Raw genomic sequence first — 26,654 nt, forward strand, 5'->3', positions numbered from 1 at the left:
CAACCAGGGAGCATTATCTGATGGTGACCTCCGAGACGACGCTGCTGCCCGATCCGGCAATGCCCGGGGCCGTGAACCCGTCCGATGAGCCACCCGAACCTGCCGACGTGAGGCGTGCGCTCGGACGGGTGCGCGCCGGCGAGTCCATCGACCTCGACGACGCCACCGTCCTGCTCGGTGTGCGGGGCGAAGACCTCGCCGCGTTGTGCACCTACGCGGGCCGTGTCCGTGATGCCGGACTGGAGGCGGAGGGTCGCGCCGGACAGATCAGTTACTCCCGCAAGGTGTTCATCCCGCTGACCAGGCTGTGCCGCGACCGCTGCCACTACTGCACCTTCGTCACCGTCCCCGGCAAGCTGGCCCGCGCGGGCCAGGGGATGTACCTGGAGATGGACGAGGTCCTCGACATCGCTCGCCGTGGGGCCGAGATGGGCTGTAAGGAGGCCCTTTTCACGCTCGGTGATCGACCCGAAGATCGTTGGCCGGAAGCGCGGGCATGGCTCGACGACCATGGATACACCTCGACTCTCGATTACGTCCGCGCCGCCTCGATCCGCGTGCTCGAAGAGACCGGGCTGCTGCCACACCTCAATCCGGGTGTGATGAGCAGCGACGAGATGGCCTGGCTCAAACCCGTTGCGCCGTCGATGGGAATGATGCTCGAGACCACTGCCCGCAGATTGTTCACCGACAAGGGCAACGCGCACTACGGCAGTCCGGACAAAGACCCCGAGATCCGCAAGCAGGTGCTGATCGACGCCGGCAAGAACTCTGTGCCTTTCACGACCGGCATCCTGGTCGGAATCGGGGAGAACCGGGCCGAGCGCGCCGATTCGCTGTTCGAGATGGCGAAGGTGCACAACGACTTCGGGCACCTGCAAGAGGTCATCGTGCAAAACTTCCGGGCGAAACCGGACACCGCGATGCGCGGGACCGCCGATGCGGAGTTCGACGAGTTCCTTGCCGCTGTCGCGGTGGCGCGACTCGTTCTCGGGCCACACATCCGGATCCAGGCCCCGCCGAATCTCGTGTCACCGGAAGAGTGCGCTGCGCTGGTCGGTGCCGGTGTGGATGACTGGGGCGGCGTATCACCGCTGACCCCCGACCACGTCAACCCCGAGAGGCCGTGGCCCAACCTCGATGCGCTTGCCGAGATCACCGCAGGCACCGGCTACGTGCTCACCGAGCGTGTTGCGGCGCAACCGAGATACGTGTTGACCGGCGAGCCGTGGATCGATGACCGGATCAGCGCGCACGTCCGTGCTCTGGCCGACCCCGAAACCGGGCTGGCCGTGGAGGTCCACCCGGTCGGAATGCCGTGGCATGACAACGCAGAACCTGCCGCGACGCTCACCGGCACGACACAGGTCCGTTGATGCTGCTGCCACCCGTCCAGGCTCTGGCCGACCGCGATGTCGCCAAGCTGCTCTACACCCTCACCGGTGTCATCGACCCGGCGCTCGCCGCGGTCGAGCACCTCGACCCACTGGGCATCAAACGGCGCACCTTCAGCACAGTCGAACGGCAGGCGAACCAGGCGATGTCGTCCGAGGCGCTCATCACCAAGGTCATCGGTGCCATCGATGATTCGCTGGTCTGGGCGTCCGACAACGCGGGTCTGCCCGGAACCGCCAGGTGGGCGAGCTGGACCGCGGAAGAACGTCGGGACTGGTGGATCAAGAGGGTTGGCCCGATCAGCACTGTGGCCGTGGCGTACCCGGGCGTCTTCGGCATCATCGCCGATCGTCTCCCGTTGCAGACCGTCATCGGCTTTGCCCAGCAGGCGGTGCTCCTGTGCGCGGTCGCCCGCGCATACGGCGTCGACGATCGCCATCGCCACGTGGATCTGCTCGCGCGCGTACTGCTCAACCGGAATCTCGACTCGAAAGCCGTGCTCAGTACCACCGATGCGCACACACACGCATCCGTGTCGAATGACCTCGCACGCGGGGCGTGGAACGGGATAGGGAAATCGCGGTCCATCCTCTCCGAACTGGCCCGGCGCCCGTCCTCGCGGCAACCCTGGCGATTGCTCGGCGCGCTACCGGTCGTCGGTGCGGCTGCCGATTACATCGGGGAGACCGGCGCATTACGTCGCGCTGCCGACAACGCGGTGAAGAACATTCGCTGAGCAGAGCGAGCTTGTCGGCCACAGAGGGTCAGACGAGGCCCGCCTGAGCCAGCGCCTCATATCCGCCGATGACATCGGTGGCGCGGTGTAGTCCGATCTCGTGCAGCGCTGCAGCGGCCAGGCTCGAGGTGTAACCCTGCGAGCACAGGATGATCCACGCGACGTCGTGGTCGACGGCCTCGGGGATCCTGGCATCCGACGTCGGATCGGCGCGCCACTCGAGGACGTTGCGCTCGATCACCAGCGCGGCCGGGTGCTCACCCTCCTCCGCGCGCTGGGCGGCAGGGCGAATGTCGACGAGTACGCCCCCCTCGGCCAGTGCAGCCGGAAGATCCTGTGCCGCAAGTCGGTCGAGTCCGGCGCGGGCCTCGAGGAGAACCTCGTCGATGGTCTTGGGTCGCCGGCTCATGCCGCATCACCGTCGGTGAGCACTGTCTTGGTCCGACGTCCCGAACTCATGCCGCACCACCGTCGGTGAGCACTGTCTTGGTGCGCTTGAGCGACTGGCTGTCGGTGACCTCGTAGTAGGACATTGCGGTCAACGGCGGTGAGTAGGCATGGACGCTCAGGGTCGGTTCGCTCGTCACGACGCGACTCGGGCTGCGGACGACGTCGTGTACCCAGCCGAGCGGGAACGAGGCCTGATCGCCTTCCTCGAGAGTGCGCGCCCGCAATTGACTCCCGGTCCAGCGATACTCGGTCAGTGCGCCCGACAGCACGGTCAGCGCACCGAGTGATCCCGCATGGTCGTGCAGATCCGTGGACTCGTCGGGAGTCCAGCTGATCAGCCAGACGTCGACATCATCGTCGTAGTGGAGCCGGGTCGCCCAGCGTTGCTCGCGGTCCCAGTATCTGGGCAGCAGGTCGTCGTGACGACCGTCGAGGACGTCCGAGGCGCCCTGATCTGTCAGCCGAAGCAGGTCCGCGGGACGCAGCCGCGTGGGCAGGTGGTGGGTGGGGGACAGGGTGCGGCGCGGCTGGTGCTGAGTCGGCGCGCCGACGGCGACGGGCCGCGAAAGAGTCGAGGTCATGTGCGGATGCTCCTTGAGAGTCGAAAGGTGTTGGGTGGCCAGAGGTCAGCAACAACACATTCGGTTCCACAGGGGGGTCGGTCGCACGGTCACGGAACAGATCCTGCCGCCGCTGAGGCGTTGCGCACAGGTTTAGGACCGGTCTGATTTGAAAGCCGTGGTCAGGCGCGCGCGTCGGCATCGCCCCGCGTTGACCTGGACAGGCGCCGCAGAGCCCAGGTGACCCGGGTTTTGACTTGGAATCCAGTACGCGGATACTGGGAGGCAACGAGCGGGCAGGCTGGGCGACCTTCAATCCACAAGGCATGCCCGCTTTCGAGCGCGTGCAGCCCACGCGTGAGCGAACTGTGATTGTGAGGAGGGTGGCCGGTGACCTATATCATCGCTGAACCTTGCGTTGATGTCCTGGACAAGGCATGTGTCGAGGAGTGCCCAGTCGACTGCATCTACGAGGGTGGGCGGATGCTCTACATCCATCCCGACGAGTGTGTCGACTGCGGTGCGTGCGAACCGGTGTGCCCGGTCGAGGCCATCTTCTACGAGGACGATGTGCCCGACGAGTGGGCAGGCTATTACAACGCGAACGTCGACTTCTTCGACGACCTCGGGTCGCCGGGTGGAGCCAGCAAACTCGGCAAGGTCGACTACGACTCGCCGTTCGTGAAGGCGCTGCCGCCGATGAACACAGAGGACTGACGACGCCGATGTCTGTGTTGCGCGGTCGCGCGCCGGTGTCGAGGCGGCTCCCGGATTTTCCCTGGGACACGTTGCTCGACGCGAAGGAGCGCGCGTCCGCTCATCCGGACGGAATCGTGGACCTCTCGGTCGGTACGCCGGTGGATCCTGTTGATCCGTTGATCCGCGACGCGCTGGCTGCTGCCTCCGATTTCCCCGGATACCCCACGACGATCGGTACCCCCGAGGTGCGCAGGGCGGCGATCGATGCGTTGCAGCGCAGGTTCGGGATCGATGGTCTGGACCTCTCGATGATCCTTCCGGTGATCGGCACGAAGGAGGCCATCGCCGCATTGCCGTCGACCCTCGGGCTCGGCGTGGGTGACCAGGTCGTGATACCCGAGGTCGCTTATCCGACATATGAGGTCGGGGCCCTGCTGGCGGGCGCGGAGGTGGTGCGAGCCGATTCGCTGACCCAGCTCGGTCCCGCGACGCCCGCCATGATCTACCTCAACTCTCCCTCGAACCCAACCGGCAAGGTGCTGCCCGTGCAGCACCTGCGCAAGGTCGTCTCCTGGGCTCGCGAACGCGGCACGGTAGTGGTGTCGGACGAGTGCTACCTGGGCCTGGCCTGGGACGACGAGCCGGTCTCGATTCTCGATACGCGGGTGACCGACGGAGACAACACCGGCCTGCTGGCGGTTCATTCGTTGTCGAAGACGTCGAATCTCGCGAGCTACCGGGCCGGGTTCCTCGCCGGTGATCCCGGGCTCATCGGTGAACTGCTGGCCGTACGCAAGCACGCCGGCATGATCGTCCCCTTCCCGATCCAGGCAGCGATGACGGCGGCTCTCGGTGACGACGGCCATGCGGCCACCCAGCGCGAACGCTACCGGCGGCGCCGCGAGACCCTGCGGAACGCCGTGATCAGCGCCGGTTTCCGGATCGATGACTCGGCCGCCGGACTGTATCTGTGGGTCACGCGCGACGAGCCGTGCCGCGACACCGTCGCCTGGCTGGCAGAGCGTGGAATTCTCGCCGCCCCCGGCGACTTCTATGGACCTCGTGGCGTCCGGCACGTGCGGATGGCCTTGACGGCCACCGACGAGAGAATCGCGCAAGCAGCCAGCCGTCTGGCCTCCTGACCTGCGCCGTCGTAGCTGTGTCCAATCTGAGACCAGTCCGTTACCCCAGGAGCCGGTATTTCGGTGAAACTGTGGACAAGCAACAGAACTGACTGCGAATCCGCCACTCGGACAACGGATTCGAAAGTGGCCAACGGCGTCCACTCGTAAGCGAGTGAAAGGACGCGTAGATGAGGTCACCTGTATCGGGTTCGTCCATCGCCTGGCGGCCGGCAATTTCGGACACTCTCGTCGAACTCGCCGACCACGGCTCCTTGACCTTCACCGAGGTCGTCGCCGAGAACATGACGCCCGGCCGTCTGCCGATCGGCGTCCAAGAGCTCAGGTCGCGGGGCGTGGTGGTGATCCCGCACGGGGTCGGACTCGGGCTCGCCGGAGCGGACCTGCCGAACCCGGAGCGGCTCGCGCATCTCGCGGCACTCGCAAACGAACTCGAATCGCCTCTGGTGAGTGAGCACATCGCCTTTGTCCGGGCAGCCGAATCGCCGGATCCCGCACACCCAGATGTGCTGGAGGCCGGGCACCTGCTGCCACCACCGCGAACCCGCCAGGCCTTGGACATTCTGTGCGACAACATCTCCCGCGCGCAGGATGCGCTGGGTACGCCTCTCGCACTCGAGAACATCGCGGCCCTGATCGGCTGGCCCGACGACGAGTTCGACGAACCCGCCTATCTGGCCGAGATCGTCCGCCGCACCGGTGTGCGACTTGTCCTCGACGTGGCCAATCTCTACGCCAGTGCCACTGCTCGAGGTGATGACCCCATCAAGGACCTGCACCGTTTCCCGTTGGCGCACATCGCATACGTCCATATCGCCGGTGGGCGGTTCCGGGAGGGCATGTACATCGACACGCACGGTGATCCGATGGTCGACGATGTCGGTTCGATGCTCGCGGCGTTCGTCGCACAGTGCCGCCAGGGTTCCCAGACCCCGCCCGGCATCATGCTCGAGCGTGACAGTGACGTCACTGCCGCTGCGGTGCTGGCCGATCTGACCACCATCGATCGAATCATCAGTTCGGCACATTCCACTCGGGAGGAGAAGTCGCGTGACCTCGAACCCAGCACTTGACTACGCCCGGGCGGCACTGTCGGCACGGCAGCACGCGGTGGTCACGGACCTGCTGGCAGGTCGCGTGCCGACAGGGTTCGATCCGGTGGGCTCAGCTCTCACCAGCGACATCCTCATCGGCAAACGCGCATCGGCGGCCCTGCGAGCAGGCCCGCAACTCGGCGCCCTGCCGCAGTGGCGACGCCGGTTCGCCGAGTACGGACGTGAGGTCGCGGTCAGCGGGTGCGCGCACGACGATGTCGCGCAGTTCACGCGGTGGCTGGGAGGTCGCCCCGATCTCGATCCGGTCGCCCGGGGCTGGCTCGACGTCGAACAGGTGTATTCCGGTGCTCGACGGTCGGCGTGGGTGCGCTACCGCGGACGACGTGAGTGGGTCATCGGTATCGGTTCGCGCACATGGCATCTAGCTGTTTCGCAGGTACGAGAAGGTGATGAGGAGGGGTTGTCATGACCGTTGTGGTGATTGTGATCGTCGGAGTGGTCAGCGTTTCGGTGCTCTTTTTGGCAAGGGCATTTCACGACGACGCCGGACCCGACAAAGGTCGCCGCCGGCGTCCAGGCGGCTGGATCGGGGACGGCAGCGGTGGTGGTGACAGCAGTGGATCGTGCGGTAGCTCGTGTGGGAGTAGCTGCGGAGGTGGATCATCCGGTGGAGGTGGCGGTGGCGGCTGCGGAAGCAGCGGCGGATAGGGAGGCAGCGCGATGACAGTTCTCGTGGTGGTGATGGCATGTCTGGCGGGTGGGGCCGTCCTCGGCCTGATCGCGATCGTGGGGTCGAGGTCGTCCAGGGCGGCCGACCGGTACCGAAATGATTCCGGTAGCTCGGGTGGGCACTCGGACGGCTGGTCCGGCAGCTCGTGCAGCTCCGATTCGTCGTGCAGCTCGTCCTCGTGTGGATCGGGCTGCGGCGGAGGCGGCGGCGGGGACTGACAGGAAACCACCTCGCACCTGAATACGCACCGCCCACCGGTGACAACCGGTGGGCGGTGCGTATTTTCTGTGGCGGTGTGCGCCGGCGTTCGATCAGTTCGCGTGCAGCACGGCGTTCAGCTCGATGCCGTCGCCCTTCCACGGCACGACCTCGACCGCACCGGTGGTGCTGTTGCGACGGAACAGGATGTTGCTCTTACCGGAGAGTTCGCGGGCCTTGACGACGGTGCCGTCCGGTCCGGTGACCTTGGTCCCCGCGGTGACGTAGAGCCCGGCCTCGATGACGCAGTCGTCGCCGAGCGCGATGCCGCAGCCGGAGTTGGCGCCGAGCAGGCAGCGCTTGCCCAGAGAGATGATCTCCTTACCGCCGCCGGACAACGTCCCCATGGTGGACGCGCCGCCGCCGACATCGGAGCCGTCCCCGACGATGACGCCCGCCGAGATGCGACCTTCGATCATCGACTGGCCCAGCGTGCCCGCGTTGAAGTTCACGAAACCCTCGTGCATGACGGTGGTGCCGTCGGCGAGGTGCGCACCGAGGCGGACGCGCCCGGCGTCAGCGATCCGGACCCCGCTCGGCACAACGTAATCCACCATTCGAGGGAACTTGTCGATACCGTAGACGGTGACCGCGCCGCGGCTCTTGAGCTTGGCGCGGGTCAGCTCGAAACCGTCGACCGCGCATGGGCCGAAATTGGTCCAGACCACGTTGGAGAGCTTCCCGAAGACACCGTCCATGTTCGCGCCGTGTGGGATGACCAGGCGATGCGAGAGCAGGTGCAGACGCAGGTAGGCGTCGTGGGCATCGGTGGGGGCGTCGGCGAGCACGATCGAGGTGCGCACGGCCACGGTCCTGACGCCGCGGTCTGCATCCGTTCCCACCAGCGACGACAGTTCTTCGGGGGTGTCGGCAGCGTCGAGTTCGGTGGTTCCCGATTCGCCCGCCTCGGTCAGTTCGGGGGCGGGGTACCAGGTGTCGAGCACTGCGCCCGAGTCGGTGATGGTGGCGATGCCGATTGCGGAGGCTCCAGATGCGTTGGTCACGGGTCAGGAGTTTACGCGGGGTGATCGGGGGCGGAACAATGGAGCGCATGTCCTTCGCCTCGACCTACAAGAAGCGTCGCTCCGGGTCGGTGCCCGCAACGCTCTGGCGTCGCGGTGGGCAGAGAGGTTCGGCGCAGGTGCTACCGGACGGTTGCATGGACCTCATCTGGACCGGCACCGGCTTGCTCGTGGCCGGCCCGGACACCGGTCCGGTCGAGGTCAGCGGAGGCGCGGACATGGTGGCGCTGCGGTTCGATCCCGGCGTGGCTCCGTCGGTGCTCGGGGTCGCGGCCGACGAGGTGGTCAACGGCCGGATCGACTTCGCCGACATCGCAGGGTCGTGCCGGGCGCGGAAGCTGTCCGAGGAGATGGCGGCCGGCGAGCCCGAATTAGTCCTGGAGCAGTTCGCGACGACCCAGCTGGACCGGCGCCCGCCTCCTCGGTGGCTGCATCCGGCCACGGCCTTGCTGTCGGCGGGTCATCCGGTTGCAAGCGTCGCGGACCAGATCAATGCCAGTTCGCGGCAGCTACAGCGCTGGTCGCGCCATCACTACGGATACGGCCCCAAGACGCTGCAGCGGATCCTCCGGGTGAACGCGGCGATGACCGGTCTGCGCGCGGGCCGTACGGCCGTCGACACCGCCCACGACTGCGGGTACTCCGATTACGCTCACATGTTTCGCGACTTCCGGGCCGTGACGGGCCGCTCGCCCGCCGATTTCATCCCGCCCGCCGATGATGGGTTGTTCTGGCGAAGCTGACCAGGGCTTTTCTTCGCCAGAACGACCCATTATCGGGTCAGGGGAGCGCGGCGTAGAAGTCGACGGTGTTGCCGTTGGGGTCGCTGACCGTGGCGTACCGCTGACCCCAGACCGCGTCGAACGGGGTGAGGTGCCCGACGTGACCGGCGGCCGTCAGCGCTTGGTAACGGGCGTCGACCTCGGCGGGAGCAGCGCACTCGAATGCGAGCGAGATCCGCTGGCCACCGGTTGCGGGACGCCAGTCCGGATCGAAGGTCGCGACGCTCGCAGCGGTGTCGAACAGGATCCGGAATCCGCCCGCCGCAGTGGTTTCCGCGTGGGGGGCTCCCGCGTCCTCGGGAAACTCGAGACCGCAGGCGCGGTAGAACGTCAGCGTCTCGGTCATGTCGTCGACGATGATGGAGATGGCGTTGAGGGATGGCGTCGGAGATGACCGCGATATTGGGGGTGTCATGGCGTCGACGTTATCGGCGAGGGCGGTGGCGCGGCATGAACATTTCGGACACGTTGCAGGGCCGACGGCGGCGTTGTCGAATGGTTACGTCCGAACCCTCCCGATCAGCCTCGTAGGAGCCCCGTGTGAACACCGGATCAGACAGCTCATGGTTCGCCGAGATCGCCGACGAACGCCGCACGCTGGCCGGCACCCTTGCGACGTTGACCCCCGAACAGTGGGAGGCACAGTCGCTGTGTGATGCCTGGACGGTCCGCGATGTCGCGGCGCACCTCGTGATGCCCTTGGTGACGCCGCTCTGGACGTTCGGCCTGGCGATGGTGCGATCCCGCGGTGACTTCGACAGCGCAAACGTGCGGCTCACGCGTCGCACCTGCCTCCGGCACGGCCACCGATTGCCCGAGATGCTGGTCGAGCACGCAGACAGCACGTTCACCCCGCCCGGCCATGGCCCGTTGGCGCCGCTGACCGATGTCCTCGTCCACGGCCAGGACATCAGGCGCCCATTACAGATCGACTACGCCATCCCCGAACAGCGCCGGCGGGCTGTGCTCGACTTTCTCGTCGGCTCGTCCAGCGCGTCGATGTTCTCCGCGCAGACCGAGAACCTGCGTTGGCAGGCAACAGATCTCGATTGGGGTCATGGCACCGGCCCGATCGTCGAAGGGCCGGCGGCAGCCCTGATGCTCGTACTCACCGGACGACGTGTTGCGCTGATGGACACGACCGGTGCCGGCGCCGAACTCCTGGCCGAGCGGAAGTCCCGTTGAGTCCGACTCGGCCGGAAAGCCCAAACGCTACGGTGAACACTGTGAGCATCCCCGCACTGGACCTGCACGCCGACCCGATCGACCTGACGGCGGCGTTGGTCGACATCCCCAGCGAGAGCCATGACGAATCCCTCATCGCGGACGCCGTCGAAGCCGCGCTCCGCGAGCAGACGACCGGATTCGAGGTCGTCCGCCACGGCAACCGCGTGCTGGCCCGCACCAACTTCGGAAAAGGTCGGCGGGTGATGCTGGCCGGACACCTGGACACCGTGCCGATCGCCGACAACGTGCCAAGCCGACGAGAGCAGGACAGCTCCGAAGGCGACGTGTTGCACGGATGCGGCACGGTGGACATGAAGTCCGGCGACGCGGTGTTCTTGCATCTCGCGGCGACCCTCGAAGAACCCGTGTGTGATCTGACGCTGATCTTCTACGACTGCGAAGAGATCGCCGCCCGGTACAACGGTCTGGGTTTCATCGAGCGGGAGCTACCCGAATGGTTGCGCGCTGATGTCGCCATCCTCGGCGAACCGACAGCGGGCCAGATCGAGGCCGGATGCCAGGGCACGCTGCGGGCGAGGCTTTCGGCGTCGGGTGTGCGATCCCATTCGGCTCGCTCGTGGAAAGGCGACAACGCCATCCACAAACTCGGGTCGGTGTTGCAGACCCTGTCCGACTACACCCCGCGACGGGTGGACATCGACGGTTGTGAATACCGCGAAGGCCTCTCGGCGGTACGCATCGACGGCGGGGTGGCCGGGAACGTCGTGCCCGACGTGGCGAGCGTCGACGTGAACTTCCGGTTCGCCCCGGACCGCTCCGTCGAGCAGGCCACCGATCACGTTCGTGAGGTCTTCGCCGCGGCAATCGATTCGGGCGCGGTCACCTTCGAGATCACGGACGCGGCAGGCGGGGCGCTACCCGGATTGTCAGACCCGGCGGCCGCCGCGCTGGTCGCCGCGGCCGGCGGCAAGTTCAGGGCCAAGTTCGGCTGGACGGACGTCTCCCGGTTCTCGGCCCTCGGTATCCCGGCGGTCAACCTCGGTCCCGGCGACCCCAATCTCGCGCACAAACGTGACGAGCGGGTACCCACCTCCCAGATCACCGAGGTGACCGACATCCTGCGGCGCTATCTGCTCAGCTAGCGTCCCGCTCGGCTAGCGTCGTGGCATGCCACCACTCGACCGCGACACCAGACTCAGCTACCGCGGGGCAGCCCGGATCCGCGAAGACCAGGACACACCGACGCAGACCACCGATCAGCGTTTGCTGCGGTCGGCCGACTCGGCCCGCGACCCCTGGCGGGTGCTGCGCATCCAATCGGAGTTCGTCGAGGGATTCGACAACCTGGCCACGGTCTCGGGCGCTGTCACCGTCTTCGGGTCGGCGCGTATCGCGCCGGACACCCCGTACTACGACCTCGGCCGGGAACTCGGCGGTGCGCTCGCGGGCGCCGGCTACCCGGTGATGACCGGCGGAGGACCGGGTCTGATGGAGGCGGTCAATCGGGGTGCCTGCGAGGCGGGCGGATACTCCATCGGCCTCGGCATCGAGCTGCCGTTCGAACAGAACCTGAACCAGTGGGTTGATCTCGGCATCAACTTCCGCTATTTCTTCGTGCGCAAGACGATGTTCGTGAAGTACGCGCAGGCCTTTGTCTGCCTACCGGGCGGATTCGGCACGCTCGACGAGTTGTTCGAGGCATTGACGCTGGTGCAAACCCGGAAGGTGACCCAGTTCCCGATCGTGCTGTTGGGCACGGAGTTCTGGGGGCCACTGCTGGATTGGGTCCGCGGGACCCTTGTCGAGCAGGGCTTCGTCTCACCTGCCGACGTCGACCTGCTGCAGGTGACCGATTCCGTCGCCGACGCGGTCGCGATCATCGGACAGTCGCGTCAGCGCCAGGGCGGAGAGGACCACCGATGAGCGCCATCTGCGTCTACTGCGCGTCCGGCCCCGTCGCCGATCGCCACCTGGCCCTGGCCACCGAGCTCGGCACCGCCATCGGGGCCGCGGGCCACTCCCTGGTCTCCGGTGGGGGAAACGTCTCGATGATGGGCGCCATCGCGGTGGCGACCAGAAAGGCCGGCGGGCAAACAGTCGGAATCATTCCGAAAGCCTTGGTACACAGAGAAGTTGCCGACGTCGATGCGGACCAGTTGGTCGTCACCGACACCATGCGTGAACGCAAACAGCAGATGGACGACCGCGCGGATGCCTTCATCACGCTGCCGGGCGGTATCGGCACCCTGGAAGAACTGTTCGAGACCTGGACCGCCGGGTATCTGGGAATGCACGACAAGCCGGTGGTGCTGCTCGATCCGGACGGCCACTACAAGCCGCTGTTGCAGTGGCTGGACACGCTTGCGGGTACCGGGTTCGTGTCGCGATCGGCGCTGGACCGCTTGCTCGTGACGCGGACGGTACCCGAAGCTTTGGCAGGGTGCGGTATTTATCTGTGAATGTCGGTAACCTCTTCTACGCGACCGCGACGGGGGAGGTTGACCGGGGCGGAGTTCGACTAAATTCAACCGTGGCACAACTCACAAGCATCGGAGCTTACGTGGCGAACGAATCCCGGAACAGTGTTGGACTACTCGACGTCACCAAAGGCGCCCTGGGCATGGTTCCCGACCTTCCGGGGGTCATTCGGCACGCCCCCGGGCTGATCCTGCGTCGCCCGAAGGCCGAGGCCACGATCGGGTCGGTCTTCGACGGACTCGTCGCCAAACACCCGGAGCGTCCGTTCGTCCGCTTCGAGGGCACGTCGATCACCTACGGCGAGGCCAACCGCCAGATCAACCGTTATGCCGCATTCTTCGGCAAGAACGGCGTCGGCGTCGGAGACGTCGTCGGGGTGCTCGCCAAGAACAAGCCGCAGACGTTGCTCGTCATGCTGGCGGCGGTCAAGCTCGGTGCGATCGCGGGGATGCTGAACTACAACCAGCGCGGCCAGGTGTTGAGCCACAGCCTCGGCATTCTCGACGCAACCGTGCTCGTTGTGGATCCGGACGCCGCGGAAGCCCTCGACTCGATCGAGAAATCAGAAGTCCCCGAGGTGACCGTCGACTTCGCAGAACTCGACAGCCAATCCGAAGGGCTGAGCGAGGAGAACCCGTCCGTCACCGCCGGGCTTCCCGCGTCCACGAAGGCGTTCTACATCTTCACCTCGGGCACGACAGGGATGCCCAAGGCCAGCATCATGTCCCACTACCGGTGGATGACGAGCATGGACGGCATCGGCGGAATGGGTGTGCGACTGCGGCACAGCGACACGATGTACTCCGCGCTGCCGCTCTACCACAACAATGCACTGACGGTGGCGCTGTCGTCGGTGCTCGCCTCGGGGGCATGCCTTGCGATCGGCAAATCGTTCTCGGCCTCAAAGTTCTGGGACGACATCATCCTCAACCGCGCCACCGCGTTCTGCTACATCGGGGAGTTGTGCCGCTACCTGATGGCGCAGCCGGAGAAGTCCACCGACCGCAGCCACGGTGTGAACATCATCGTCGGAAACGGCATGCGCTCGGAGATCTGGGACGGCTTCACCAAGCGGTTCGGAATCGAGCGGGTGGTCGAGTTCTACGGCGCCTCCGAACTGAACCTCGCGTTCATCAACGTCTTCAACCTCACCAAGACAGCCGGCTTCTGTCCGCTCCCGTTCAAGATCGTCGAATACGATGCCGAGACCGGTGACCCCAAGCGCAACGCGAAGGACAGATTGACGAAGGTGCCCAAAGGCGGCACCGGGCTGCTGATCTCCGAGATCTCCGACCGGGTCCCGTTCGACGGGTACACCGACGAAGACGCCTCGAACAAGAAGATCATCAAAGACGCCTTCAAATCCGGTGACCGCTGGTTCAACTCGGGCGACCTGGTCCGCGATCTCGGGATGCATCACATCGCGTTCGTCGATCGGCTCGGCGATACCTTCCGGTGGAAGGGCGAGAATGTCGCCACCACCGAAGTCGAGGCCGAACTCGGCGGCGTCGACGCGATCGATCACTGCGTCGTCTACGGCGTGGAGGTCCCCGACACCGACGGCAAGGCCGGAATGGCGGCGGTCACCGTCCGCGAAGGCCAGGAACTGGACCCGAAGGCACTCGGCAAGCAACTCTACGATTCGCTGCCCGCGTACGCGGTGCCCCTGTTCATCCGAGTGGTCTCCGAACTCGAGCAGACCTCGACGTTCAAGAATCGCAAAGTCGAGTTGCGCGACGAGGGGTTCGGAGATGTAGGGGAAGACAAGCTCTACGTTTTGAAGGGTAGTGCCGACGGGTACGTCGAGTTCTATGACGAGTACCCGCAGGACGTGGCCGCTGCGAAGGTTCCTCGCGGATAGGGGCACCCGCACATGACGCTGTCTCAGCGCACCCCGGCGGGGCCATCCCTGTCGCCCACACTCTGCGGTCGGCCCGTCGCCACCGACCGGGCCCTGGTGATGGCCATCGTCAATCGGACCCCGGACTCCTTCTACGATCGCGGATCGAGCTTCACCGACGACGCGGCGAAGTCGCGCGTGGATCAGGTCGTGGCCGAAGGCGCCGACATCGTCGACATCGGCGGGGTAAAGGCCGGACCCGGTGCCGAAGTCGATGCCGCCGAGGAAACGCGGCGGGTACTGCCGATGATCGAGTGGATCCGGAACCGGCACCCGGATCTGATCATCAGCATCGACACCTGGCGCGCCGACGTCGCCAGGGAGACCGTCGCGGCGGGCGCCGATCTCATCAACGACACGTGGTCGGGTGCCGATCCCGGGTTGGTTGCCGTGGCCGCCGAGATGTCGGCGGGCATCGTCTGTTCGCACACCGGTGGGGCCGTGCCTCGCACCCGGCCGCACCGCGTGCGGTACCCGGACGTTGTCACGGATGTGCACACCGAACTCACCCGAGCTGCCGACCACGCGTTGGCCAGTGGGGTGAAAGAGGATTCGATCGTGATCGACCCCACGCACGATTTCGGGAAGAACACGCATCACGGGCTCACTTTGTTACGCCACGTGAACGTTCTGGTTAATACCGGTTGGCCAGTGCTGATGGCGCTGAGCAACAAGGATTTTGTAGGGGAGACTCTGGGTGTAGGCCTGGAAGATCGGCTGGAGGGGACTCTCGCCGCGACCGCACTTGCCGCCTCCGCCGGGGCTCGCGTGTTTCGCGTACACGAGGTTGCCGCCACTCGAAGGGTGGTCGATATGGTTGCCGCGGTGAACGGGACCAGACCACCCACCCGAACAGTAAGGGGTTTGGCATGACCGCTGGGAAGCAAGTCACTGAAAAGTCCGACCGTGCCTGGACGCCGATTGCGTCCGCACCCGACAGCAGACTGAAAGGCCGGAGTTCGCCTCAATCCATGTGGGCGGCCGATCACAGTTGGGATCGCCCCGACTGGACCGTCGACGAACTCGTCGCGGCGAAGAACGGCCGCACCGTCTCGGTGGTGTTGCCCGCACTCAACGAAGAAGAGACGGTGGCAGATGTCATCGCGTCGATCCGCCCGCTCCTCGGCACGCTCGTCGACGAGTTGATCGTGCTGGACTCGGGCTCCACCGATGCGACCGCCGAACGCGCCATCGCAGCGGGCGCGCGCGTCGTCACCCGCGAAGAAGCCGTTCCCGAGGTCGAGCCCGTTCGCGGAAAGGGCGAGGTGCTGTGGCGCTCGCTCGCCGCCACGACGGGTGACCTGATCGCGTTCGTCGATTCCGACCTGATCGATCCGGATCCGATGTTCGTGCCCAAGCTGCTCGGACCCCTCCTGATCAATGAGGAGATCCAGCTCGTCAAGGGCTTCTACCGCCGGCCGCTGCGGACCGGACAGGGCGAGGATGCCAACGGCGGGGGCCGGGTCACCGAACTCGTCGCCCGGCCGCTGCTCGCTTCGTTCAAACCGGAACTGACCGCGGTGCTGCAGCCGTTGGGTGGCGAATACGCGGGAACGCGCGAGCTGCTGTGTGCAGTGCCGTTCGCTCCGGGGTACGGGGTGGAGATCGGCCTGCTGGTCGATACCTATGACCTCTACGGGATGGGTGGTATCGGGCAGGTCAATCTCGGGGTGCGGACCCACCGCAACCGCCCGCTGGTGGAGCTCGGCGTCATGAGCAGGCAGATCGTCGGCACGTTGATGGGTAGGTGTGGCATCGAGGACTCGGGCGTCGGACTCACGCAGTTCAAGATCCAGCCCGACGGCACCTTCTCCCCGAAGACCACCGATGTCTACCTCACCGACCGACCCGCGATGAACACCCTGCGGCCGACGGTCGCCGAACGCAGCCGCCGCGCCTCGTAGCTCCGGCGCGCCAGACGATCCACTTGTACGAAGACGAGCCGCCTGTAGGCGGCTCGTCTTCGTATATCCGGCTCGTCCACGGATGCGGCAGGCTATCGTAGAAACTAGAACATGTTCTAGCTACGGGAGTTGGTCAATGTCGGGTTCGATGTCGGGAAAATCAGTTCTGGTCACCGGAGGTGGCAGCGGGATCGGCGAGGGAATTGCGGCGCTTCTCGCCGAACGCGGAGCCCAGGTCACCATCCTGGGTCGCAATGCCGAGCGGCTCGGCGAGGTCGCGGACAAACTCAACGCCGCTGCAGGTGGATCGCCGGTGCTGGCGCATGCCGCCGACATCACCGACGAGGACCAGGTGGCGAACGCGGTCGCGGTGGCCACTGCCCGTACCGGCCGTCTCGACGGCATCGTCGCCTGCGCGGGCGGCAGCGAAACGATCGGGCCGATCACCCAAATGGACACGGAAGCGTGGAAGCGCACCGTCGATCTGAATCTCAACGGCACCATGTTCACGATCAAACACGGTGCGCGAGAGCTGGTTCGCGGTGGAGGCGGCGCGATCGTCGCCATCTCGTCCATCGCAGCCAGCAATACCCACCGGTGGTTCGGTGCCTATGGCGTCACGAAGTCCGGGGTCGATCATCTGGTGGCACTGGCAGCAGATGAACTGGGCGCGAGCAACGTTCGCGTCAACGGCATCCGGCCGGGCCTGACCCGAACCGAACTCGTCGGGATGATCACCCAGGATCCGGCGCTGAGCGAGGACTACCGGGTCAGCACCCCGCTGCAGCGGGTCGGTGAGGTCGAGGACATCGCGGGCCTGGCGTTGTTCCTGCTCGGTGAGGAGTCCACCTGGATCACCGGACAGGTCATCAACGTCGACGGTGGGCAGATGCTGCGTCGCGGACCGGATTTCAGCTCGATGCTCGAGCCGCTCTTCGGCGCGGACGGGCTGCGCGGTGTCGTGGCTGCCCCGGACGGGCACGACTCCGATGAGGTGGCGGCCTCATGACCGCCCATGACGTGCTGGGCACGGCGATCGAGATGCCGGTCCGGATCCGGCAGGCCAGCTGTTTTGTGGCGGGGTTCACCGCATCGGCGGGCGCGGTCCAGTCGGCGATCTCCGACACCGGCCTGGAAGTCTTGCGGGTCCGTCCGGGCAGGGCGATGTGCATGCTCGTGTTCGTCGATTACGTCGACGGGGATCTCGGCCCGTACAACGAGTTCGGCGTCTGCGTGCTGGTCGCCGACCGCGAGCGGCCCGGGCAGTCGATGGTGCGCAACCTCAGGGACCTCGCCGGGGGACAGGCGCGGGCCCTGGTACACCGACTGCCGGTCGACGGCGAATTCACCTTGGCAGCCGGGCGCGGGATCTGGGGATTTCCCAAGACCCTCGCCGACTTCGACGTCGATCACCAGAGCCGGACCAAGCGCGGTGTGGTCAGTGAAGGTGGGCAGATGATCGCCGCGCTGACCGTGCGGCCGGGTATCAAGGTGCCGGATTCACCGGCGTCGGCCGTGTTGCGGGCATATTCGCACCTCGACGGCGTGACCCGTGAGACGCCGTGGGTGTTGAACAACACGGCAGACACGCGGACGCGACTCGGCGGTGCGCAGTTGCAGTTGGGGTCCCATCCGATCGCCGATGAACTGCGGCAATTCGACCTGTCACGGCATGCCTTGATGACGTCCTCGGTGGGAAGGATCGAGATGACCTTCGAGGATGCTCAAGTCGTGAACAGGAGCTGACGGTCGTGAGCCGGGGCTGACGGTCGTGAACAGGAGCTGACGGTCGTGAACAGGAGCTGACGCGGGCGACCGGCCACCGTGCGATAGTGGAGTGGTGCTGACTCTTCTTCTGTACCTGGCGGTCATGGTGGCAGTGATCGGGGTCGTGTTTGCGGTGGTCTGGCGGGTTTTCGGTCGCTCAGAAGATCTGCCGCCGCTGGAAAAAGGGACAACTCTGACGCGGTTGCCTCGGGCGGGCATCACCGGCGACGACGTTCGGTCACTCCGCTTCGCGCAGGTGACCCGCGGCTACAAGGCCGGCGAGGTGGACTGGGCGCTGGAGAAGTTGGCACGTGAGATCGATGAATTGCGGACCGCCTTGCACGATCTCCAAGCGCGGGACGAGATCGAAAGCCCAGCGCAACGGGCAGAATAACCTGACTCAGGTCCGTAGTATGGAACCGGATCAATGCAACGTGAACCGCGCGGTGTCCAACGATTGATGGCACCAACCTAATAAGATCAGACTTCGACGCCGACTGCGGCAGCGAATCTGAAGGGAGCAGAGATGGCGGCGATGAAGCCACGGACCGGGGACGGTCCCCTTGAAGCAGCCAAGGAAGGGCGAGGAATCGTCGTGCGCATACCTATCGAGGGCGGCGGCCGACTGGTAGTCGAGCTGACGGCCGATGAGGCAGCAGCACTGGGTGAGGAATTGCGTGGGGTGACCACCGCCTCGTAGCGGGGTCAGATAGCAAGAAGGAGACGATCGGCCGTGCTTTCCGCAGTGGTCGATCTGTTGTGTTGTCCGGTGTGCCGGGCCCCGTTCGAGTGTGCTGATCGCACACTCTGGTGTGGTCAGGGGCACAGCTTTGACCTGGCCAAGCAGGGGTACGTGACCCTGTTGGGCGGCGCCGGCAACAGTTTTCGGTCGGATACGAGTGAAATGCTGTCCGCCCGAACGCGTTTCCTCGATGGTGGTTTCTTCGACCCCATCATGACGGCGGTCAGCGGGAACTGCGAGGACGGCGCCGCCGTCCTCGACGTCGGCGCGGGCACCGGGCATTATCTCGCCGCCGCGGTGCACCATGCGGGCGGGCGCGGGGTGGGTCTGGACCTGTCCAAACTCGCCGCCAGGCAGATCAGCCGGCGCAGCGGCCCGATCGGTGCCGTTGTCGCCGACGGGTGGCAACCCTTCCCGATCGCCGACGGCATGATCGATGTTGCTCTGTCGATCTTTTCGCCGCGCAACGTGCCTGAGTTCTCCCGGGTGCTCGCACCCGGTGGACGACTGATCGTGGTGTCGCCGACGCCGCGGCACCTGACCGAGATCGTCGAGGCGGTCGGGATGATCGGCGTGGACAAGGACAAGGCCGTACGGATCGGCAACAGTATGTCCGGCCACTTCACCCGAGCAGAAAGAACTCTGGTCGAGTACCCGATCGCGCTGTCCCACACTCAGGTCGCCGACGTGGTGTTGATGGGTCCGTCAGCATTTCATCTGACCGAACGGGACGTGGCCTCGCGACTGAGCGGTTACCCCGATCCGATGACGGTCACGGTGTCCGTGACGGTCGCGGTGTATCAAGCCGATTCGGTGACCGACTCGTAGATCTTCATCGTCTGTTCGGCAATCGAATCCCAGGAGAACTCGGCGATCGCGCGTTCTCGCCCGGCGACGCCCATGGCGCTGGCCGACGTGGGGTCGGCGATGACCCGATTGACCGCTGTCGCCAGATCGTGTTCGAACTCGCCTGTCTTGTCTGCGTCGTAGTGCACCAGCAGCCCCGTGACCTCGTCGCGGACCACTTCGGGGATACCGCCCACGTCCGATGCCACGACCGCGGTTCCGCAGGCCATCGCTTCGAGGTTGACGATACCCAGTGGTTCATAGATCGACGGACAGACGAAAACATCGGCTGCCGAGAGTATCTCGCGGATCTTCTCGAGCGGGAGCATCTCGCGCACCCAGAAGACGCCGTCGCGGGCGCTCGACAGTCGGTCGACGGCCGCGGCGATCTCCGCGCCGATCTCCGGGGTGTCGGGGGCTCCGGCACACAGCACGAGCTGTAGATCCGGATCCATGTGATGGGCCGCGGCGACAAGGTGTCCGACGCCCTTCTGCCGCGTGATCCGGCCGACGAACACCGCAATCGGCCGATCGGGATCGACGCCTATCTTCCGCAACACCGACGTCGCCTCGTCGGGGGCGATCGACGGCCGCCACTTCACGGTGTCGATACCGTTGCGAACCACATGAACTTTGTCGGGGTCGAGGCGTGGGTAGGCGTCGCAGACATCGATCCGCATGCCCGAGCTGACGGCGATCACCGCGTCGGCGTACTCGACGGCGTTCTTCTCCACCCAGCTCGACACCCTGTATCCGCCGCCGAGCTGTTCGGCTTTCCAAGGCCTCCGGGGCTCGAGCGAATGTGCGGTCAGGACATGGGGAATGCCGTGTAGTTGTCCGGCGAGGTGCCCGGCCAACCCGGTGTACCAGGTGTGTGAATGCGCGACCTGGGCTCCCTCGGCCGCGACGGCCATCCGCAGGTCCGAGGACAGAGTCGTGATCGCCGCGTTGGCGCCGATGAGTTCGGGGTCCACGCCATAGACGTGTGCATCCTCGCGGGGGGCGCCCATGCAATGCACGTCGACGGTCGCGAGCCGACGCAGGTGAGCCACCAATTCGGTGACGTGTACGCCGGCCCCGCCGTACACCTCAGGCGGATATTCCCTGGTCATCATTGCCACGCGCATACGTCAAACGCTAGTGGTCCGGTGGCTTCAGCGCCATCTGCCCAGGAAAATTGCCTCGACACGATCTCGAACAATTGTTCCGACGTGGCAAGCGATTTGGACGGATCGGCCGGTCCTATGGCCGCGACGTCGGATGCCGGATAGGTTTAAGGGGTGATTTCACAGCGCCACGTGCTCGGGATAGTCCTCGCCGGCGGCGAGGGAAAACGACTCTTTCCCTTGACGATGGACCGGGCCAAACCTGCGGTTCCATTCGGCGGTGGGTACCGTCTGATCGATTTCGTCCTCAGCAACCTCGTCAACGCCGGCTACTCGCGGCTGTGTGTACTCACGCAGTACAAGTCGCATTCACTCGACAGGCACATCTCGCAGACGTGGCGGCCGTCCGGTTTCAACGGGGAGTACATCACTCCCGTCCCAGCGCAGCAGCGTCTCGGACCGCGGTGGTACACCGGCAGTGCTGATGCGATCTTCCAGTCCCTGAACCTCGTGTACGACGAAGAACCCGAATACATCGTGGTCTTCGGAGCCGACCACGTCTACCGCATGGATCCGGAACAGATGGTGGAGGCGCACATCGCCTCCGGTGCGGAATGCACCGTTGCCGGTATCCGGGTCCCGCGGGAGGAGGCGACCGCGTTCGGTTGCATCGACTCCGACGACAGCGGCCGCATCACCCAATTCCTCGAGAAGCCCGCCGACCCACCGGGCACCCCCGACGACCCGAACGCGACGTTCGCGTCGATGGGCAACTATGTGTTCACCGCAGACGCTCTGGTCGCGGCCATCAAGGCGGACGCAGACAACCCGGACTCCGATCACGACATGGGCGGGGACATCATCCCCGCCTTCGTCGATCGGGGCGAGGCGTTCGTCTACGACTTCAAGGACAACCAGGTCCCCGGCGCCACCGACCGCGACCGCGGGTATTGGCGAGACGTCGGAACCCTCGACGCCTTCTACGACGCCCACATGGACCTGGTGTCCGTGCACCCGATCTTCAACCTCTACAACCGCCGCTGGCCGATCCATGGTTCCGCCGACTATCTCGTCGCACCGGCGAAGTTCGTCAAAGGTGGGCTGGCGCAGGAATCCATGGTCGGCTCGGGGAGCATCGTCTCCGCGGCAACCGTCCGCAACTCGGTTCTCTCCTCCAACGTGTTGATCGAAGAGGGCGCCACGGTCGAGGGCAGTGTCTTGATGCCGGGGGTCCGTATCGGCAAGGGAGCGGTGGTGCGCAAAGCGATCCTGGACAAGAACGTCGTGATCTCACCCGGCCAGATCATCGGAGTCGACGAGGAACGCGACCGAGAACGCTTCGCCATCAGCAGTGGTGGAGTCGTTGCAATCGGTAAGGGTGTCAGGGTCTAACGGGTCCCTCGATCGACTGGCTTGGCTTTCATAGTCGGGTTGCCAGCTGTGTTTTTTCGCTCCGCTTCGCTACGCGGGGCGTGCGGCCCTTTATCGCGTGCTCTTCCTCAGTCGACTCAGTCGCTGCGCTCCCTCGCTCCCTCGTCCAGAACACGCGGGCGGGGCGAGTTCGTCCTACTCACCGCCCCCAGGTGGCCTTCCTTCGAGCGTGCCGAAACTAGTGTCGAGCGTGCCCTGATTGCGCCGTCAGGCGAGTGCTAGAGCGGCGGCGATGAGGTCGGGAATTGCCGGCACTTCGGTGTTCTCGGGGAGTGCGTCGATCGGCCACCAGGCCAGATCGACCGACTCCTCGCTGCGGACGAAGTCGGGCAGCGCGCCTTCGGGACCGTCTGCCGCCACTGCGACGAACCGCAGATCGAGGTGGCGCGTCGGTACCCCCAGTGAGCAGGTGATGGGGTGTGTGTGGACCTGCACCAATTGCGGTTCGGCGACCAGGTCGGCAATCCCGGATTCCTCTTGCGCCTCACGGGTGGCCGCGGCGGCGATGGTGGCGTCCGACTCCTCGCAGTGTCCCCCGAGCTGAATCCATTTGCCCACGCGCGGATGCAATGTCAGCAGTACGTGGGTCCGCGCGGTGTTGAGCACAATGGTCGAGGCCGTGATGTGGCCTGCCTCGCAGGCCCGAAGACATCCGAGGGGTGCGGCGGCGAGGAATGCCAACACCGTGTGTCGCAACGAATCCTGGTGTGGATCCGACGTCGTCCACGTGGTGAGTAGTTCCGTCGCCGACTCGTGCAGTGACTCTGCGCTCACAGTTCGACCACCAGGTTCTCGATCTCGGCGGGCGGCCGCGGCCCGTCATCGGGGGAGTCGGGATACCCGACGGCGACCGCGCCGAGCGGCTCCCAGTCCGCCGGTAGTTGCAGCTCGTCGCGGACCAGCTCCGGCGCAAAGATCGTCGAACCGACCCAGCAGCTACCCACCGAACGCACAGCCAGCGAGACCAGCAGCCCTTGGACGGCTGCCCCGGCGGCGACGGTGAACATCGTGTGCTCTGCGGTGTTGCGGACGGCGTCGGGATATTCATGTCGACCGTCGGACGTGAGGACCGGGATGACCACCTCCGGCGCGTCGTACAGCAGTTGCCCTCTGGCCACGCGCTTCTCGATCGACTCGGCGCTCTTGTGGTCGGCGAGCAGGTCGGCACGCCAGCGCGCCGACATCGCGTCGAGCAGTCGCACCCGGCGTTCGCGATCACGCAGCCAGATGAATCGGACCGGATGACTGTGGTGTGGCGCAGGTGCGGTAAGAGCCTCGGCGAAGGCCTCGTTCATCACGTCGGCCGGTACCCGTGCCCGCGCGTAGCGGCGGACCGACCGGCGCATCAGCTGGGCCTGTCTGCGCCCCAGATCGATGGCTTCGGTGGTTCCGAGCCAGAACAGATCTTCAGCGCCCGGGCGAACCAGATCTCTTGCCGTCGTTCCGTTTTCGCGGGGGTGCAAACCGCGAACCACGGCGACCGGGATCTCGCCGAGTTTTCCTTTGACCAGGTCGGCTGCCGCGGCGAGCTCATCGACGACCGCTATGTCGGTGACGATGAGGGAGTTGCCGTACTCGTCGACCGAACCCTCGTACGGGTGCGTGACAGCGATGCCGGCCGCCCCGATCGTCTGATCCGTCTGTCCGACGCGCCAAGCCCGTCCCATCGTGTCTGTGATCAACACGGCCACCTCTACCGACAGGAGCTCTCGCAGCGCTGCCCGCAGCGCTGCGGCGCTGGCGTCGGGATCGACGGGCAGCAGCGCCAACTCGTCACCGTCGACGTTGGAGCCGTCGACACCGGAAGCGGCCTGCACGATGCCGAGCCGGTTCTCCGTGATGAGAGTCCGGCCTTTGCGGGCCACCACGCGCACCGCTTCGGCATCGACGAGTGCACGGCGCGCGGCATCGCGGGCGTCGGGGTCCGTCGGCGCGGGCACCATACGACCTTCGACCTTGGAGATGATCTTGCTCGTGACCACCAGGATGTCGTCGTCGCGTAGCCAGTCCGCCGCCGCCGCCAGTGCGCCGGCCAGGTCGTCGCCTTTACGAAAACGGGGCAGGCCCGTGATCGGGAGGATTTCGAGGGTGCCGGGTGCAGCGTGGTCCCCGAGGTCGGCGCCCTCAGTCATGGGCCACACCCACGAGTGCACACGCCGCGCGAACCATTTCAGCGGTCGTGGCCGGATCGGTCATCAGCAGGGGTACCGACTGGACGGCGACACCGGGCACGTCGGCGGTGTCGCCGGTCGCGATCAGCCATCCGTCGAGCACCCCGTTCTCCGAGCGGGCGCCGTAGTGTCGTCCGACCGCCTCAGCCGTGGTCTCGACGCCGATGACCGACAGACATTCGTCGGCCATGCCGCGCAGGGGGCGATTGTCGATGATGGGGGAGATGCCGACCACCGGTGCACTCGTGGTCCGCAACGCGCCGCGCACACCAGGAACCGACAGGATCGCTCCCACACTGACAACAGGGTTCGACGGCGCCATCAGGATGATGTCGGCGTCGGCGATCGCCTCGAGTACGCCCGGGGCGGCCTTGGCGTCGTCGGAACCGACCTGGGCGAACCCGTCGGTCGGTATCTGCGCGCGGTACCGAACCCACCATTCCTGAAAGTGGATCGCCACCTTTTCGTCGGCTCCGTCGCCGCTGCCGGGCCGGGTCACGACCACGTGGGTCTCGTGGCGGTCGTCCGTGGCAGGCAGCAATCGCACACCCGGGTCCCACCGCTTGCACAGTGCCGAGGTGATGTCGCTGAGGCGATAGCCCGCGTCGAGCATCTGGGTCCGGATGAGGTGAGTGGCCAGATCGCGGTCGCCCAGCCCGAACCAGTCCGGATCGGCGCCGTACGCGGCCAATTCTTCTTTGGCGTGCCAGGTTTCTGCGCGCCGGCCCCAGCCGCGCTCGGGGTCGATGCCGTCGCCGAGCGTGTACATGCAGGTATCGAGGTCGGGACAGATCCGCACCCCGTGCATCCATGCGTCGTCGCCGACGTTGACGATCGCCGTCACCTCATGCGGGGACGGCGGACGTCCGGACGCGAGCACCTCTGGGAACGCGGTGGGTCCCAGAAGCTCACGTACCCCTTGCAGAAACCGGGCGCCACCGACGCCACCGACGAGAACCGTCACCTTCACAGGGAACCAGGGTAGGCGGTCTGCCGAAGCGCCTCGCACCGAGCCGACTACACGTAACGTTGAGGCAGGGGTGTCGGGAGTACGACCGGAGTTCGGGGTGTGTTCGAACTGTTCGATACTCTTGGGTGCACTTTTCGGTGGCGATTTCTGCATCAACCCCGTGTCGAGACTCAGGAATCAGCGGTAGGGGTGATAAAGCAATTTCCCGCTGAGCTTGACCTGGACACCCGAAACCGTGTCTAATCACATCAGTGTCATTCCAAGTTTTGACAGCGAGAATTGTTGCAGGACTTGGTGTTCGATCACTTGTTCGAATCCGATTGACCAACTGCACAATTCGAAGTGAGATGAGGAGGCGGGACGATGGCTTTTGAACACATGGCTACCAACAGCCTTGAACCGCAAGTCGATTCGCAATCGAACGCAACCGAAGACCGTATTGATGATCGTCCTCGCCTGAGCCTGGTCACCTCTGCATTCGACGATATGTTCGAAGACATCGAAGATCAGTGGCAGGATCGTGCGCTGTGCGCACAGACCGATCCGGAGGCGTTCTTCCCCGAAAAGGGTGGATCGACGCGCGAAGCGAAGCGCATCTGCCAGGGCTGCGAGGTGCGTTCGGAATGCCTCGAGTACGCCCTGCACAAGGACGAGCGGTTCGGAATCTGGGGTGGGTTGTCCGAACGCGAGCGCCGGCGTATCAAGCGCGGCATCGTCTAGCGGTTGGGGTTACTGAAGTTGTTGTGTCGCAATAAGTATTGAGCCCTGCGGCACTATTCCCCGCGGTGTCATTGCGGCGGGTCGATGGTGTCCTCGTCGACACCCAGGTGTGCTGCCACCTGCTGGACCAGCACCTCGTGAATCAGATCCAGCAGATCCGCGCCCTTGGTGGCGCGACTTTCCAGCGGCCTGCGGAACAGCAGTATCCGTGCCTTCGTCGCCCTGCCCGCGGAATCCATACCGGACGGGATGAGCCTGGCAAGAGGGATGGGCCCGTCCGCCGTCACCTCTGCCGGCCACTGAACGGTGTCGGGATCCCTCGGCAACATGCGCGGCACGTCATCGACGGCGATGTCCAAGTCGGTCAGCCGGCTGTGCCACCGCGCGTCTATCTCGGCGAACGCCTCGAGGACCACCGCGTCGAAGCTCTGGGCCCGGCTCGTCCAGGCCGGCACGTGGGCCGGCAGCAATGTCGATCGCAACCCGCGGCCGCGACGATCCCTGACCCGCGGAACCCCGCGACCACTACGGCGACGCCGCGGGCGAGCCTGTGGAGGTCGAATGTGAGCCATAGGCGGCAAGTCTAAGCAGTCGACTGCGGT

Annotated in this window: 30 protein-coding genes and 1 pseudogene; 22 read left to right on the forward strand and 9 right to left on the reverse strand. The window is 65.6% G+C overall.

The features are described from left to right. Nucleotides 1-20: 20 nt before the first annotated feature. Together cofG and DFR67_RS22825 are read left to right on the forward strand one after the other, a co-directional pair. A pseudogene (gene cofG, locus DFR67_RS22820) lies at nucleotides 21-1,337 on the forward strand (7,8-didemethyl-8-hydroxy-5-deazariboflavin synthase CofG); the annotation flags it as partial. Nucleotides 1,338-1,375: 38 nt separating this feature from the next. Continuing rightward, nucleotides 1,376-2,131, forward strand: coding sequence for a hypothetical protein (locus DFR67_RS22825; protein ID WP_110471781.1), 756 nt, complete (start codon nucleotides 1,376-1,378; stop codon nucleotides 2,129-2,131). A 28-nt stretch (nucleotides 2,132-2,159) separates the two neighbouring features. Here DFR67_RS22825 and DFR67_RS22830 read toward each other — a convergent pair whose 3' ends face one another. Beyond that, a complete protein-coding gene (locus tag DFR67_RS22830) occupies nucleotides 2,160-2,540 on the reverse strand; it encodes a rhodanese-like domain-containing protein (RefSeq protein WP_110471782.1) in 381 nt (126 codons plus the stop codon). Between the two features lie 46 nt (nucleotides 2,541-2,586). Then, nucleotides 2,587-3,162: a cysteine dioxygenase gene (locus DFR67_RS22835; protein ID WP_245938103.1), complete on the reverse strand. Its 576-nt coding sequence runs from the start codon at nucleotides 3,160-3,162 to the stop codon at nucleotides 2,587-2,589. Between the two features lie 369 nt (nucleotides 3,163-3,531). Between DFR67_RS22835 and fdxA the strand changes: the two genes are divergently transcribed. From fdxA to DFR67_RS30960, 5 genes are all read left to right on the forward strand, one after another. Then, nucleotides 3,532-3,858 carry a ferredoxin gene (gene fdxA, locus DFR67_RS22840; protein WP_084892184.1) on the forward strand — a complete coding sequence of 109 codons (327 nt, stop codon included), beginning with the start codon at nucleotides 3,532-3,534 and terminating at the stop codon, nucleotides 3,856-3,858. Between the two features lie 8 nt (nucleotides 3,859-3,866). Further along, nucleotides 3,867-4,982, forward strand: coding sequence for a succinyldiaminopimelate transaminase (gene dapC, locus DFR67_RS22845; RefSeq protein WP_110471783.1), 1,116 nt, complete (start codon nucleotides 3,867-3,869; stop codon nucleotides 4,980-4,982). A 170-nt stretch (nucleotides 4,983-5,152) separates the two neighbouring features. Then, a complete protein-coding gene (locus DFR67_RS22850; RefSeq protein WP_110471784.1) occupies nucleotides 5,153-6,055 on the forward strand; it encodes an MbnB/TglH/ChrH family RiPP precursor modification enzyme in 903 nt (300 codons plus the stop codon). Then, on the forward strand, nucleotides 6,033-6,506 hold the full coding sequence (locus DFR67_RS22855) for an SCO6045 C-terminal-like domain-containing protein (RefSeq protein WP_110471785.1): 474 nt from the start codon (nucleotides 6,033-6,035) through the stop codon (nucleotides 6,504-6,506). The genes DFR67_RS22850 and DFR67_RS22855 overlap by 23 nt, the downstream gene beginning before the upstream one ends. A gap of 251 nt (nucleotides 6,507-6,757) precedes the next feature. Next, nucleotides 6,758-6,985 (forward strand): hypothetical protein, encoded by a 228-nt coding sequence (locus DFR67_RS30960; RefSeq protein WP_146240508.1) that lies wholly within the window; start codon nucleotides 6,758-6,760, stop codon nucleotides 6,983-6,985. A gap of 93 nt (nucleotides 6,986-7,078) precedes the next feature. Here the strand turns inward: DFR67_RS30960 and dapD are convergent, their stop codons facing one another. Beyond that, complete coding sequence (dapD, locus tag DFR67_RS22870) at nucleotides 7,079-8,029, reverse strand: 2,3,4,5-tetrahydropyridine-2,6-dicarboxylate N-succinyltransferase (protein ID WP_110471787.1); 951 nt, start codon at nucleotides 8,027-8,029, stop codon at nucleotides 7,079-7,081. Nucleotides 8,030-8,076: 47 nt separating this feature from the next. Between dapD and DFR67_RS22875 the strand changes: the two genes are divergently transcribed. Next, complete coding sequence (locus DFR67_RS22875; protein ID WP_158540013.1) at nucleotides 8,077-8,790, forward strand: helix-turn-helix domain-containing protein; 714 nt, start codon at nucleotides 8,077-8,079, stop codon at nucleotides 8,788-8,790. A gap of 37 nt (nucleotides 8,791-8,827) precedes the next feature. Here DFR67_RS22875 and DFR67_RS22880 read toward each other — a convergent pair whose 3' ends face one another. Further along, nucleotides 8,828-9,244 carry a VOC family protein gene (locus DFR67_RS22880; RefSeq protein ID WP_110471788.1) on the reverse strand — a complete coding sequence of 139 codons (417 nt, stop codon included), beginning with the start codon at nucleotides 9,242-9,244 and terminating at the stop codon, nucleotides 8,828-8,830. 125 nt (nucleotides 9,245-9,369) lie between these two features. Between DFR67_RS22880 and DFR67_RS22885 the strand changes: the two genes are divergently transcribed. From DFR67_RS22885 to DFR67_RS22940, 12 genes are all read left to right on the forward strand, one after another. After that, nucleotides 9,370-10,014, forward strand: a complete 645-nt coding sequence (locus DFR67_RS22885; RefSeq protein ID WP_110471789.1) for a maleylpyruvate isomerase family mycothiol-dependent enzyme — start codon at nucleotides 9,370-9,372, stop codon at nucleotides 10,012-10,014. 47 nt (nucleotides 10,015-10,061) lie between these two features. After that, entirely contained in the window at nucleotides 10,062-11,159 is a 1,098-nt protein-coding gene (gene dapE / locus DFR67_RS22890) for a succinyl-diaminopimelate desuccinylase (protein ID WP_110471828.1), read from the forward strand. Between the two features lie 25 nt (nucleotides 11,160-11,184). Continuing rightward, a complete protein-coding gene (locus DFR67_RS22895) occupies nucleotides 11,185-11,940 on the forward strand; it encodes an LOG family protein (protein ID WP_110471790.1) in 756 nt (251 codons plus the stop codon). Continuing rightward, entirely contained in the window at nucleotides 11,937-12,476 is a 540-nt protein-coding gene (locus DFR67_RS22900; protein WP_110471791.1) for an LOG family protein, read from the forward strand. The genes DFR67_RS22895 and DFR67_RS22900 overlap by 4 nt, the downstream gene beginning before the upstream one ends. Nucleotides 12,477-12,577: 101 nt before the next feature. Continuing rightward, entirely contained in the window at nucleotides 12,578-14,356 is a 1,779-nt protein-coding gene (locus tag DFR67_RS22905; protein ID WP_110471829.1) for a long-chain-acyl-CoA synthetase, read from the forward strand. Between the two features lie 12 nt (nucleotides 14,357-14,368). Further along, nucleotides 14,369-15,268, forward strand: a complete 900-nt coding sequence (gene folP / locus DFR67_RS22910) for a dihydropteroate synthase (RefSeq protein WP_110471792.1) — start codon at nucleotides 14,369-14,371, stop codon at nucleotides 15,266-15,268. Nucleotides 15,269-15,366: 98 nt separating this feature from the next. Continuing rightward, nucleotides 15,367-16,299: a glucosyl-3-phosphoglycerate synthase gene (locus DFR67_RS22915; protein ID WP_245938106.1), complete on the forward strand. Its 933-nt coding sequence runs from the start codon at nucleotides 15,367-15,369 to the stop codon at nucleotides 16,297-16,299. Nucleotides 16,300-16,435: 136 nt separating this feature from the next. Further along, nucleotides 16,436-17,308, forward strand: coding sequence for an SDR family oxidoreductase (locus DFR67_RS22920; RefSeq protein ID WP_110471794.1), 873 nt, complete (start codon nucleotides 16,436-16,438; stop codon nucleotides 17,306-17,308). Further along, complete coding sequence (locus tag DFR67_RS22925) at nucleotides 17,305-18,045, forward strand: acetoacetate decarboxylase family protein (RefSeq protein ID WP_110471795.1); 741 nt, start codon at nucleotides 17,305-17,307, stop codon at nucleotides 18,043-18,045. Before DFR67_RS22920 ends, DFR67_RS22925 begins: the two co-directional genes overlap by 4 nt. Before the next feature lie 94 nt (nucleotides 18,046-18,139). Beyond that, entirely contained in the window at nucleotides 18,140-18,460 is a 321-nt protein-coding gene (locus tag DFR67_RS22930; protein ID WP_110471830.1) for a DivIVA domain-containing protein, read from the forward strand. A gap of 132 nt (nucleotides 18,461-18,592) precedes the next feature. Further along, nucleotides 18,593-18,766 carry a DUF3117 domain-containing protein gene (locus DFR67_RS22935; protein WP_084835037.1) on the forward strand — a complete coding sequence of 58 codons (174 nt, stop codon included), beginning with the start codon at nucleotides 18,593-18,595 and terminating at the stop codon, nucleotides 18,764-18,766. A gap of 33 nt (nucleotides 18,767-18,799) precedes the next feature. Further along, a complete protein-coding gene (locus DFR67_RS22940; RefSeq protein ID WP_110471796.1) occupies nucleotides 18,800-19,636 on the forward strand; it encodes a putative RNA methyltransferase in 837 nt (278 codons plus the stop codon). Here DFR67_RS22940 and glgA read toward each other — a convergent pair. After that, nucleotides 19,609-20,781, reverse strand: a complete 1,173-nt coding sequence (gene glgA / locus DFR67_RS22945; RefSeq protein ID WP_211325139.1) for a glycogen synthase — start codon at nucleotides 20,779-20,781, stop codon at nucleotides 19,609-19,611. The two genes, DFR67_RS22940 and glgA, sit on opposite strands and share 28 nt — an antisense overlap. Nucleotides 20,782-20,934: 153 nt before the next feature. Between glgA and glgC the strand changes: the two genes are divergently transcribed. Then, nucleotides 20,935-22,152 carry a glucose-1-phosphate adenylyltransferase gene (gene glgC, locus DFR67_RS22950; RefSeq protein WP_110471798.1) on the forward strand — a complete coding sequence of 406 codons (1,218 nt, stop codon included), beginning with the start codon at nucleotides 20,935-20,937 and terminating at the stop codon, nucleotides 22,150-22,152. 246 nt (nucleotides 22,153-22,398) lie between these two features. On the opposite strand, the gene DFR67_RS22955 is transcribed toward glgC, so the two are convergent. From DFR67_RS22955 to cofD, 3 genes are read right to left on the reverse strand one after another with little or no spacing between them, the layout of a single operon-like run. Continuing rightward, nucleotides 22,399-22,965, reverse strand: a complete 567-nt coding sequence (locus tag DFR67_RS22955) for an NUDIX hydrolase (protein WP_110471799.1) — start codon at nucleotides 22,963-22,965, stop codon at nucleotides 22,399-22,401. Continuing rightward, nucleotides 22,962-24,323: a coenzyme F420-0:L-glutamate ligase gene (locus tag DFR67_RS22960; RefSeq protein ID WP_110471800.1), complete on the reverse strand. Its 1,362-nt coding sequence runs from the start codon at nucleotides 24,321-24,323 to the stop codon at nucleotides 22,962-22,964. The genes DFR67_RS22955 and DFR67_RS22960 overlap by 4 nt, the downstream gene beginning before the upstream one ends. Further along, nucleotides 24,316-25,332 (reverse strand): 2-phospho-L-lactate transferase, encoded by a 1,017-nt coding sequence (gene cofD, locus DFR67_RS22965; protein WP_211325140.1) that lies wholly within the window; start codon nucleotides 25,330-25,332, stop codon nucleotides 24,316-24,318. The genes DFR67_RS22960 and cofD overlap by 8 nt, the downstream gene beginning before the upstream one ends. 486 nt (nucleotides 25,333-25,818) lie before the next feature. On the opposite strand from cofD, the gene DFR67_RS22970 reads away from it, so the two are divergent. Continuing rightward, on the forward strand, nucleotides 25,819-26,052 hold the full coding sequence (locus DFR67_RS22970) for a WhiB family transcriptional regulator (protein ID WP_168186967.1): 234 nt from the start codon (nucleotides 25,819-25,821) through the stop codon (nucleotides 26,050-26,052). 68 nt (nucleotides 26,053-26,120) lie between these two features. Here the strand turns inward: DFR67_RS22970 and DFR67_RS22975 are convergent, their stop codons facing one another. Next, entirely contained in the window at nucleotides 26,121-26,624 is a 504-nt protein-coding gene (locus tag DFR67_RS22975; protein ID WP_110471803.1) for a metallopeptidase family protein, read from the reverse strand. Nucleotides 26,625-26,654: the final 30 nt, after the last annotated feature.

Source organism: Williamsia limnetica (genome assembly GCF_003217475.1).
Lineage (GTDB): Bacteria > Actinomycetota > Actinomycetes > Mycobacteriales > Mycobacteriaceae > Williamsia > Williamsia limnetica.

What these genes read in the sequence shown, in the direction of transcription:
- DFR67_RS22835 (WP_245938103.1), bottom strand. Translation starts at nt 3,162, where the DNA reads ATGACCTCGACTCTTTCGCGGCCCGTCGCCGTCGGCGCGCCGACTCAG.
- DFR67_RS22875 (WP_158540013.1), top strand. Translation starts at nt 8,077, where the DNA reads ATGTCCTTCGCCTCGACCTACAAGAAGCGTCGCTCCGGGTCGGTGCCC.
- DFR67_RS22970 (WP_168186967.1), top strand. Translation starts at nt 25,819, where the DNA reads ATGTTCGAAGACATCGAAGATCAGTGGCAGGATCGTGCGCTGTGCGCA.
- DFR67_RS30960 (WP_146240508.1), top strand. Translation starts at nt 6,758, where the DNA reads ATGACAGTTCTCGTGGTGGTGATGGCATGTCTGGCGGGTGGGGCCGTC.
- DFR67_RS22935 (WP_084835037.1), top strand. Translation starts at nt 18,593, where the DNA reads ATGGCGGCGATGAAGCCACGGACCGGGGACGGTCCCCTTGAAGCAGCC.
- folP (WP_110471792.1), top strand. Translation starts at nt 14,369, where the DNA reads ATGACGCTGTCTCAGCGCACCCCGGCGGGGCCATCCCTGTCGCCCACA.
- DFR67_RS22925 (WP_110471795.1), top strand. Translation starts at nt 17,305, where the DNA reads ATGACCGCCCATGACGTGCTGGGCACGGCGATCGAGATGCCGGTCCGG.
- DFR67_RS22975 (WP_110471803.1), bottom strand. Translation starts at nt 26,624, where the DNA reads ATGGCTCACATTCGACCTCCACAGGCTCGCCCGCGGCGTCGCCGTAGT.
- DFR67_RS22830 (WP_110471782.1), bottom strand. Translation starts at nt 2,540, where the DNA reads ATGAGCCGGCGACCCAAGACCATCGACGAGGTTCTCCTCGAGGCCCGC.
- DFR67_RS22915 (WP_245938106.1), top strand. Translation starts at nt 15,367, where the DNA reads ATGTGGGCGGCCGATCACAGTTGGGATCGCCCCGACTGGACCGTCGAC.
- dapC (WP_110471783.1), top strand. Translation starts at nt 3,867, where the DNA reads ATGTCTGTGTTGCGCGGTCGCGCGCCGGTGTCGAGGCGGCTCCCGGAT.
- DFR67_RS22850 (WP_110471784.1), top strand. Translation starts at nt 5,153, where the DNA reads ATGAGGTCACCTGTATCGGGTTCGTCCATCGCCTGGCGGCCGGCAATT.
- DFR67_RS22920 (WP_110471794.1), top strand. Translation starts at nt 16,436, where the DNA reads ATGTCGGGTTCGATGTCGGGAAAATCAGTTCTGGTCACCGGAGGTGGC.
- DFR67_RS22895 (WP_110471790.1), top strand. Translation starts at nt 11,185, where the DNA reads ATGCCACCACTCGACCGCGACACCAGACTCAGCTACCGCGGGGCAGCC.
- DFR67_RS22960 (WP_110471800.1), bottom strand. Translation starts at nt 24,323, where the DNA reads ATGACTGAGGGCGCCGACCTCGGGGACCACGCTGCACCCGGCACCCTC.
- DFR67_RS22880 (WP_110471788.1), bottom strand. Translation starts at nt 9,244, where the DNA reads ATGACACCCCCAATATCGCGGTCATCTCCGACGCCATCCCTCAACGCC.
- glgA (WP_211325139.1), bottom strand. Translation starts at nt 20,781, where the DNA reads ATGCGCGTGGCAATGATGACCAGGGAATATCCGCCTGAGGTGTACGGC.
- DFR67_RS22825 (WP_110471781.1), top strand. Translation starts at nt 1,376, where the DNA reads ATGCTGCTGCCACCCGTCCAGGCTCTGGCCGACCGCGATGTCGCCAAG.
- DFR67_RS22900 (WP_110471791.1), top strand. Translation starts at nt 11,937, where the DNA reads ATGAGCGCCATCTGCGTCTACTGCGCGTCCGGCCCCGTCGCCGATCGC.